The sequence below is a fragment of the Streptomyces sp. NPDC004561 genome, assembly GCF_053602155.1.
Genome location: NZ_JBSGDB010000461.1, coordinates 1 through 6915, shown reverse-complemented (window position 1 = coordinate 6915; position 6915 = coordinate 1). Strand labels below are relative to the sequence as shown.

The following is a 6915-nucleotide window of genomic DNA, read 5'->3' as shown; positions in this document are numbered from 1 at the left end:
GGATCACAGTTGTGAACCAGGACCGGCGTAGCCCCCGCCAGCACATAGTACGTGTGGAGGGTGGCTGGCGTTCCTTCAACCTCCCAGCTGACTGCCGGTGCGGCTTGCGGACCACCAGTCCGATCGAGTCCACCTTGGCCACTGTCGGGCTGCCGGCCACGGCCACCTGCGGCGCCGGACCGACCACTGCCGCCCTCGCGATGGTTGTCAAGCATGTATGGTCCGAACAGAAGCGCTGGCCGGCCATGGATGCGCGGACATCGTCGCAGGGTTCGTGCCGGCGCCCGCCTCGAACGCGGCTTGTTCCGGCACAAGCTGAGGCTCCTGATCTTTCGCTAGGCGTCGTCGCCCGCCTGGGGGTCGTAGTCGGCCGGGCGGTCGGCGCAGGCGAAGCCGTGGCGGGCGGGGTAGGTCACCAGCTCGTGCGGCACCGTGGCCTTGGTGAGTCGCTCCTCGGCCTGCTCGCACGAAGGCGCCGCGCGACCAGGGCGCACGGCAGAGGATGGCCGTCCTATCACAGCCCGAACGCTGGTGCAGCCGATCGTGCTCGGCTCCGTCGGTGTGCCGGGCCGGATCGCCGAGTTCAGAGGAAACCCAGAGCTTTGGGCGTCTGGTGCGGGTTTGTATTCTGCGTTACACCGGTTGTGGCATGTCCATGTCTGAAATCTGCCGCCGCCAGGTTTCCGAGACTGAGGAGTAACCCCCATGCACTTCTCACCGGCACTGACGTTACGCAGCATGCGGCCGGTCGTGCAGGCCGCCTTTCGCCTGCTGACCGGTTTCCTCTTCGCCTGTCACGGCGCCGCGGCCCTGTTCGGGGTCCTGGGCGGCGCCCACGGCGGCGGTACGGTCTCCGTCCTGCAGTGGCCGGGGTGGTGGGCCGCGGCCATTGAACTGGTGGGCGGCACCCTGGTGGCTCTCGGCCTGTTCACGCGGACCGCGGCCATCATCTGCTCCGGGTCCATGGCCTACGCGTACTTCAGCGTGCACCAGTCCCACGCGCTGTTCCCCATCGACAACGGCGGTGAGCCGGCTGTCATGTTCTGCTGGGCGTTCCTGCTGATCGCCTGCGTCGGGCCCGGGGTCTGCGCACTGAGTACCTTTCTGAAGGGAGGGATGACCCCGGCCGCGGATGAAGGTGCGGCTCCGGTGCCCACCTCGTAAGCATGTCCTGCCGATGACAGGACGGCCCACACATCCCCTCGGTTCCGAGGGGATGTTCGGGTTGCTCAGAAAGCGATCACGATCGGCGTTTCCCTTGCTCCGCTCGTGCGGGTGGGATCAGCGACATGAGCCCAGATGATGGCGGTGATACATTCCCTGATCACCGTGAGACGCACCTCGGTTCCGCAACTCATATAAGCGGACGGCGATTGTGGCCAGAATGACTGTGACAGGTGCGGCGGTCTCGACGCCTGTTTGGTGCATCAGTGGAGCTGGGTGAGGCCTCGGTAGTCGGTAACCGACCTTGCATGCCGCCCTTCTCGGCAACGCATGCCGGGGCGAGATGGATGAGTACACTTTCGAGTGAATGGCCACTGTCGATCTCGGCAGGCGCTTACGACAGAGGAGTGCCGTCATGCGCGCCACGTGTCGTCGGTGCAGGGGCGCCCCGAGCCGCCGGTGTGTGCCAGTGTGCCGAGAAGGCTCCGTGATCGGCGCGGCGGGCTGCCGCCGCTGGTTGGCAAAAGCACAGGTCTGCGGCGATACGAGGTGGCAACCAATGGCTGTGGTCACACCGGCGGGCATGGGCGACGACCCCGGGCTGTTCACCCCCGACTCCGTGACCTGGCAGATGCACGGCGACCCCATGATGTGGGTCGCAGGCGTCCGGGCGCTCTACCTCCAGGCCCTGCATCCCCGCGCGGTCCGGGGCGTCCTGCAGAACTCCGACTTCCGGCGCGACGCGTGGGGTCGGCTGATGCGCACCGCGAACTTCGTCGGTACGACGACGTACGGCACCACCGAGGCCGCCGAACGCGCGGGCGCCCGCGTCCGCAGGATCCACGGCATGCTGAGCGCGACCGACCCGGCCACGGGCGAGCGGTACGGCGTCGGCGAACCCGCGCTGCTGCTGTGGGTGCACTGTGCGGAGATCGACTCCTATCTGCACGTCCTGCGCCGCTCCGGCTTCCCGCTCACCGACGCCCAGGCCGACCGCTACATAGCCGAACACCGCGTCAGCGCCCGCCTGGTGGGCCTCGACGCGAGGACCGTTCCGGCGAACCGGGCCGAGCTGGCCGCCTACTTCGAGCGGGTGCGGCCCGAACTGGCCGCGGGACCCGAGGCCCGCGTGGTGGACGACTTCCTGCTCCGCCCGCCGACGCACCCCCTCCTGGTCCCGGCGCGCGAGGTGCTGTGGCGGCGTGTGGCGCATCTGGCGTACGCCGCTCTGCCGCCGTACGCCCACGCGTTGTACGGCAGACCGGCCCCCGCACCCGCCGTCGTGACCCGCCGGCTGCGGGTCACGGGCGCCCTGTTGCGCCGTGTTCCCGCACGTCTGCGCTGGCAGCTGCCGCCCAAACACATTCTGCGCGCGATGGCGCGGCTCGGCCCGGACGCCCGTCCGGCACCGTACAAAGTCGGGCGATAGACCGCCATACTGGACGAGCAGGGGTGCGTCACGGATCGGGCCGGACCGGTGGGGTTCGGGTCCGGCGCGGCGGGCTTCCCGGGGGCGGGGCGGACGGCGACGGGGGCGGCGGATCGCTATGGGGGAAAACAGGCTGGTCCAGGGCCGGTACCGGCTGCTCGAACTGATCGGGCGGGGCGGGATGGGCGAGGTGTGGCGGGCCCGGGACGAGTCCCTGGGCCGGCGGGTCGCGGTGAAGTGCCTGAGGCCGCCGGGACCGTACCACGACCCGTCGTTCACCCGAGTGCTGCGGGAACGGTTCCGCCGGGAGGCCCGGGTGGCCGCCGCGCTCTCCCACCGCGGGGTGACCGTCGTGCACGACTTCGGCGAGTCCGACGGGGTGCCGTATCTCGTCATGGAGCTGCTGGAGGGCCATGACCTGAGCCGGCTGCTGGCGGACAACAAGGGGCATCCGCTGCCGGTTGACGACGTGCTCGACATCGCCGGCCAGGTCGCCGCCGCCCTCGCCTACACTCATCGGCAGGGCATAGTGCACCGGGACCTGAAACCGGCCAACATCGTGCGGCTGACCGACGGCACCGTGAAGATCTGCGACTTCGGCATCGCCCGCCTCGGCCACGACATCGGCTTCACCGCCCGGCTGACCGGCACCGGGGTGGCGCTCGGCACCCCGCACTACATGTCCCCGGAGCAGATCGGCGGCGACGCCGTCGACCGGCGCAGCGACCTGTACTCGCTGGGCTGCGTGCTGTACGAAATAGCCACCGGGGCACCCCCGTTCGACCTGGACGACGCCTGGGCGATCCTCATCGGCCACCGTGACACCCCGCCCCGGCCCCCGCGCGAACGGCGCCCGGAGCTGCCCGCCCGCCTCGACCGCGTCATCCTCGCCCTGCTCGCCAAACGTCCCGAGGAACGACCGTACGACGCCGAGGAGTTGGTACACCTGCTCCGGCCGGGACGGACCACGACCGCCCACCTCCCGACCGTGCCGCCGACCCGTCCTCCGGGCGGGGAGCCGGGTCGGCTCACCACCACCTCCGAACCGGCCTTCCCGGAGCCGCACCGCACCCGGCTGCCGTCCTGGACCCAGGGCATGACCACCGGTCACAAGGCGATGGGAGCGCCCGGAGCCGGACTGCCCGCGCTGCCCCCGGACCCGGGCGCGGCGCTGACGGGCCGGTGGGCCACCGGCCCGGCCGGCGCGGCGGTGGCGCTGCTGACCGGCCCGGCGCCGCACACCCTCGCCGCCCTGACCGCACGGCACCACGAGGGCGTCCGGCTGGCCGGCGACGGCCGCTGGGCGGAGGCCGGTGAGGTGTACCGGGCCGTTGCCGCCGAGCGGGCCGCCCTGCTCGGCCCCGACCACCCCGAGACCCTGGCCAGCCGCTACGAGGCCGCCTTCACCCTCGTACGCACCGGCCGCGCGCCCGAGGCGCTGCCCCTCTACACGGACATCACCGCAGCGCGGACGCGCACCCTCGGCGCGGACCACCCCGACACCCTCGCCGCCCGCTACGAGAGCGCCCTCAGCCTCGGCCGCCTCGGCCGCAGCGCGGAGGCCCTGCGCCGGTACCGCGAGCTGATCGACGACCGCACCCGCGTCCAGGGCCCCGACCACCCCGAGACCCTCCGCGCCCGGCACGGCCTCGGCGTCAACCTCGGCCGCCTCGGCCGCTGGGAGGAGGCGTTCGCCGAGGCCCGCGAGGTGTGCGCCCTGCGTGCCCGCGTCCTCGGCCCCGACCACCCCGACACACTCGTCAGCCACCGCGAGATCGCGGTCGCCCTCGGCTGGCTGGGCCGCTGGCCGGACGCCCTCACCGAGTACCGCCGCGTCGCCGCCGCCCGCGAGCGCGTCCTCGGAGCCGACCACCCCGACACCCTCGCCGGCCGCAACGACGAGGCCCACTGCCTCCAGCGCCTCGGGCGGGACGCGGAGGCCGGCGAGCTGTACCGCAGGATCGCGGCGCACCACCAGCGGCGCGCCTCGGCCGGCCCCTGACCAGGGGCCGCGCCGCACGGTGGCAGGGGCTCGCCTCTGGTCGTCGTGGATCATCGCGTGTTACGAAGGACCATGCCTGAGAACGAGGGAACCCGCGCGTACGACGCCGTCATCGTCGGTGGCGGCCACAACGGTCTGGTCGCCGCCGCCTACCTGGCCCGGGCCGGACGCTCCGTGCTGGTGCTGGAGCGGCTGGACCACACGGGCGGGGCCGCCGTCTCCACGCGGCCGTTCGCCGGGGTGGACGCCCGCCTGTCGCGCTACTCGTACCTGGTCTCCCTGCTGCCGCCGAAGATCGTCGCCGATCTGGGCCTCGACTTCCGCGTCCGCTCCCGGACCATCTCGTCGTACACCCCCGTGGAGCGCGCCGGACGGCCCACCGGACTGCTGGTCGGCGGCGGCGAGCGGCGCACCCGGGAGGCCTTCGCCCGGCTGACCGGCGGCGAGCGCGAGCACGCGGCCTGGCAGCGCTTCTACGACATGACCGGCCACGTCGCCCGGCGTGTCTTCCCGACCCTCACCGAGCCGCTGCCCGGCCGGGACGAGCTGCGCCGCCGGATCGACGACGAGACCGCCTGGCGGGCCCTGTTCGAGGAGCCGATCGGCGTCGCCGTGGAGGAGCGGTTCGACGACGACCTGGTCCGGGGCGTGGTGCTCACCGACGCGCTCATCGGGACCTTCGCCGACGCCCATGACCCCTCACTCGCCCAGAACCGCTGCTTCCTCTACCACGTCATCGGCGGCGGCACCGGCGCCTGGGACGTCCCCGTCGGCGGCATGGGCGCCCTCACCGACGCCCTGGCGGCGGCGGCCCGCTCGGCGGGCGCGGTGATCGCGACCGGGCACGAAGCCGTCCGGATCGACACCGACGGGCACACCGCCGAGGTCACCTACCGCACCGCCGACGGCGAGGGCGTGGCCGCCGCCCGGCACGTCCTGGTGAACGCCTCCCCGCAGGAACTGGCCACCCTCACCGGCGACACGCCGCCGGAACCCGCCGAGGGCGCCCAGCTCAAGGTCAACATGCTCCTCAAGCGGCTGCCGAAGCTCCGCGACCCCGCGGCCGACCCCCGCGAGGCCTTCGCCGGCACCTTCCACATCGCCGAGGGCTACCAGGAACTGGCCACTGCCCACGCGCAGGCCGCGTCCGGCCGGCTCCCCGCCGCTCCGCCCTCGGAGATCTACTGCCACTCCCTGACCGACCCCACCATCCTCGGCCCCGAACTCGCCGAGCGCGGCTACCAGACGCTCACCCTCTTCGGCCTGCACACCCCGGCGAGGCTGTTCGCCGGGGACAACGACGCCGTACGCGAGGAACTGCTGAAGTCCACCCTCGCCCAGCTCGACGCCCACCTCGCAGAACCGCTCGCCGACTGCCTGGCCACCGACGCCGACGGCCGCCCCTGCATCGAGGCCAGGACCCCGCTCGACCTCGAACGGGACCTGCGGCTGCCCGGCGGCAACATCTTCCACCGGGCCCTGTCCTGGCCCTACGCCCAGGAGGACACCGGCCGTTGGGGCGTGGAGACCCGCCACCCGGGCGTCCTGCTGTGCGGCGCCGGTGCGGTGCGCGGGGGAGGGGTCAGCGGGGTGCCCGGGCACAACGCGGCGATGGCGGTCCTGGAGGCCACCGAGTAACGACCGTACGCTCCAAATAATCTGACGGGACGTCAGAAAAAGCCTTCCGCCGTGCGGACGGCTGCGGCATCCTGCGCCCATGCAGACGGAGCTGAGCAAGCAACTGGGCGTCGAGCACGCCGTCTTCGGCTTCACGCCGTTCCCCGCCGTCGCCGCGGCCATCAGCCGGGCCGGCGGCTTCGGAGTGCTCGGCGCGGTCCGCTACACCGCCCCTGACGACCTCAAGCGCGACCTCGACTGGCTCGACGCGCACGTCGACGGCCGGCCCTACGGGCTGGACGTGGTCATGCCCGCCAAGAAGGTCGAAGGAGTCACCGAGGCCGACGTCGAGGCGATGATCCCCGAGGGGCACCGCCGGTTCGTGCGCGACACCCTCGCCCGGCACGGGGTCCCGGAGCTGGCCGAGGGCGAGGCGTCCGGGTGGCGCATCACCGGCTGGATGGAACAGGTCGCCCGCACCCAGCTCGACGTCGCCTTCGACCATCCGGTCGCGCTCCTCGCCAACGCCCTCGGCCCGCCCCCCGCCGACGTCGTCGCCCGCGCCCACGACCGGGGGGTGGGGGGGGGCGCCCCCCCCGGGCGCCGCCCCCCCCCCCCGGGGGCCCCGGGGGGGGGGGGCGCCAAAGGGGGGGGGGCGGGGGCCGGGGCCGCCGGGCCCCCCCCGGGGGGGGGCCCCACGGGG

At 73.0% G+C, this 6915-nt stretch carries 6 protein-coding genes; 5 read left to right on the top strand and 1 reads right to left on the bottom strand.

Annotated elements, in window-relative coordinates; translation table 11 throughout:
* Positions 1–335 precede the first annotated feature (335 nt).
* The gene (locus tag ACWEN3_RS37760) at positions 336–494 is read right to left on the bottom strand and encodes a dienelactone hydrolase family protein (RefSeq protein ID WP_452980645.1); all 159 of its coding nucleotides are present in this window, start codon (positions 492–494) and stop codon (positions 336–338) included.
* A 211-nt stretch (positions 495–705) separates the two neighbouring features.
* Here ACWEN3_RS37760 and ACWEN3_RS37755 point away from each other — a divergent pair, with 211 nt between their 5' ends.
* The 5 genes from ACWEN3_RS37755 to ACWEN3_RS37735 form a co-directional block, all read left to right on the top strand.
* Positions 706–1164, top strand: a complete 459-nt coding sequence (locus ACWEN3_RS37755) for a DoxX family protein (RefSeq protein WP_452980642.1) — start codon at positions 706–708, stop codon at positions 1162–1164.
* Positions 1165–1723: 559 nt separating this feature from the next.
* Positions 1724–2593 carry an oxygenase MpaB family protein gene (locus ACWEN3_RS37750; protein ID WP_452980639.1) on the top strand — a complete coding sequence of 290 codons (870 nt, stop codon included), beginning with the start codon at positions 1724–1726 and terminating at the stop codon, positions 2591–2593.
* A gap of 118 nt (positions 2594–2711) precedes the next feature.
* The gene (locus tag ACWEN3_RS37745; protein WP_452980636.1) at positions 2712–4595 is read left to right on the top strand and encodes a protein kinase domain-containing protein; all 1884 of its coding nucleotides are present in this window, start codon (positions 2712–2714) and stop codon (positions 4593–4595) included.
* A 72-nt stretch (positions 4596–4667) separates the two neighbouring features.
* Positions 4668–6233 (top strand): phytoene desaturase family protein, encoded by a 1566-nt coding sequence (locus ACWEN3_RS37740; protein ID WP_452980633.1) that lies wholly within the window; start codon positions 4668–4670, stop codon positions 6231–6233.
* A 79-nt stretch (positions 6234–6312) separates the two neighbouring features.
* The coding region (locus ACWEN3_RS37735) for a nitronate monooxygenase (RefSeq protein WP_452980630.1) at positions 6313–6915 on the top strand (603 nt) is incomplete at its 3' end.

Coding starts and splice junctions, on each gene's coding strand:
- ACWEN3_RS37745 (WP_452980636.1), top strand. CDS start 2,712: ATGGGGGAAAACAGGCTGGTCCAGGGCCGGTACCGGCTGCTCGAACTG.
- ACWEN3_RS37750 (WP_452980639.1), top strand. CDS start 1,724: ATGGCTGTGGTCACACCGGCGGGCATGGGCGACGACCCCGGGCTGTTC.
- ACWEN3_RS37755 (WP_452980642.1), top strand. CDS start 706: ATGCACTTCTCACCGGCACTGACGTTACGCAGCATGCGGCCGGTCGTG.
- ACWEN3_RS37740 (WP_452980633.1), top strand. CDS start 4,668: ATGCCTGAGAACGAGGGAACCCGCGCGTACGACGCCGTCATCGTCGGT.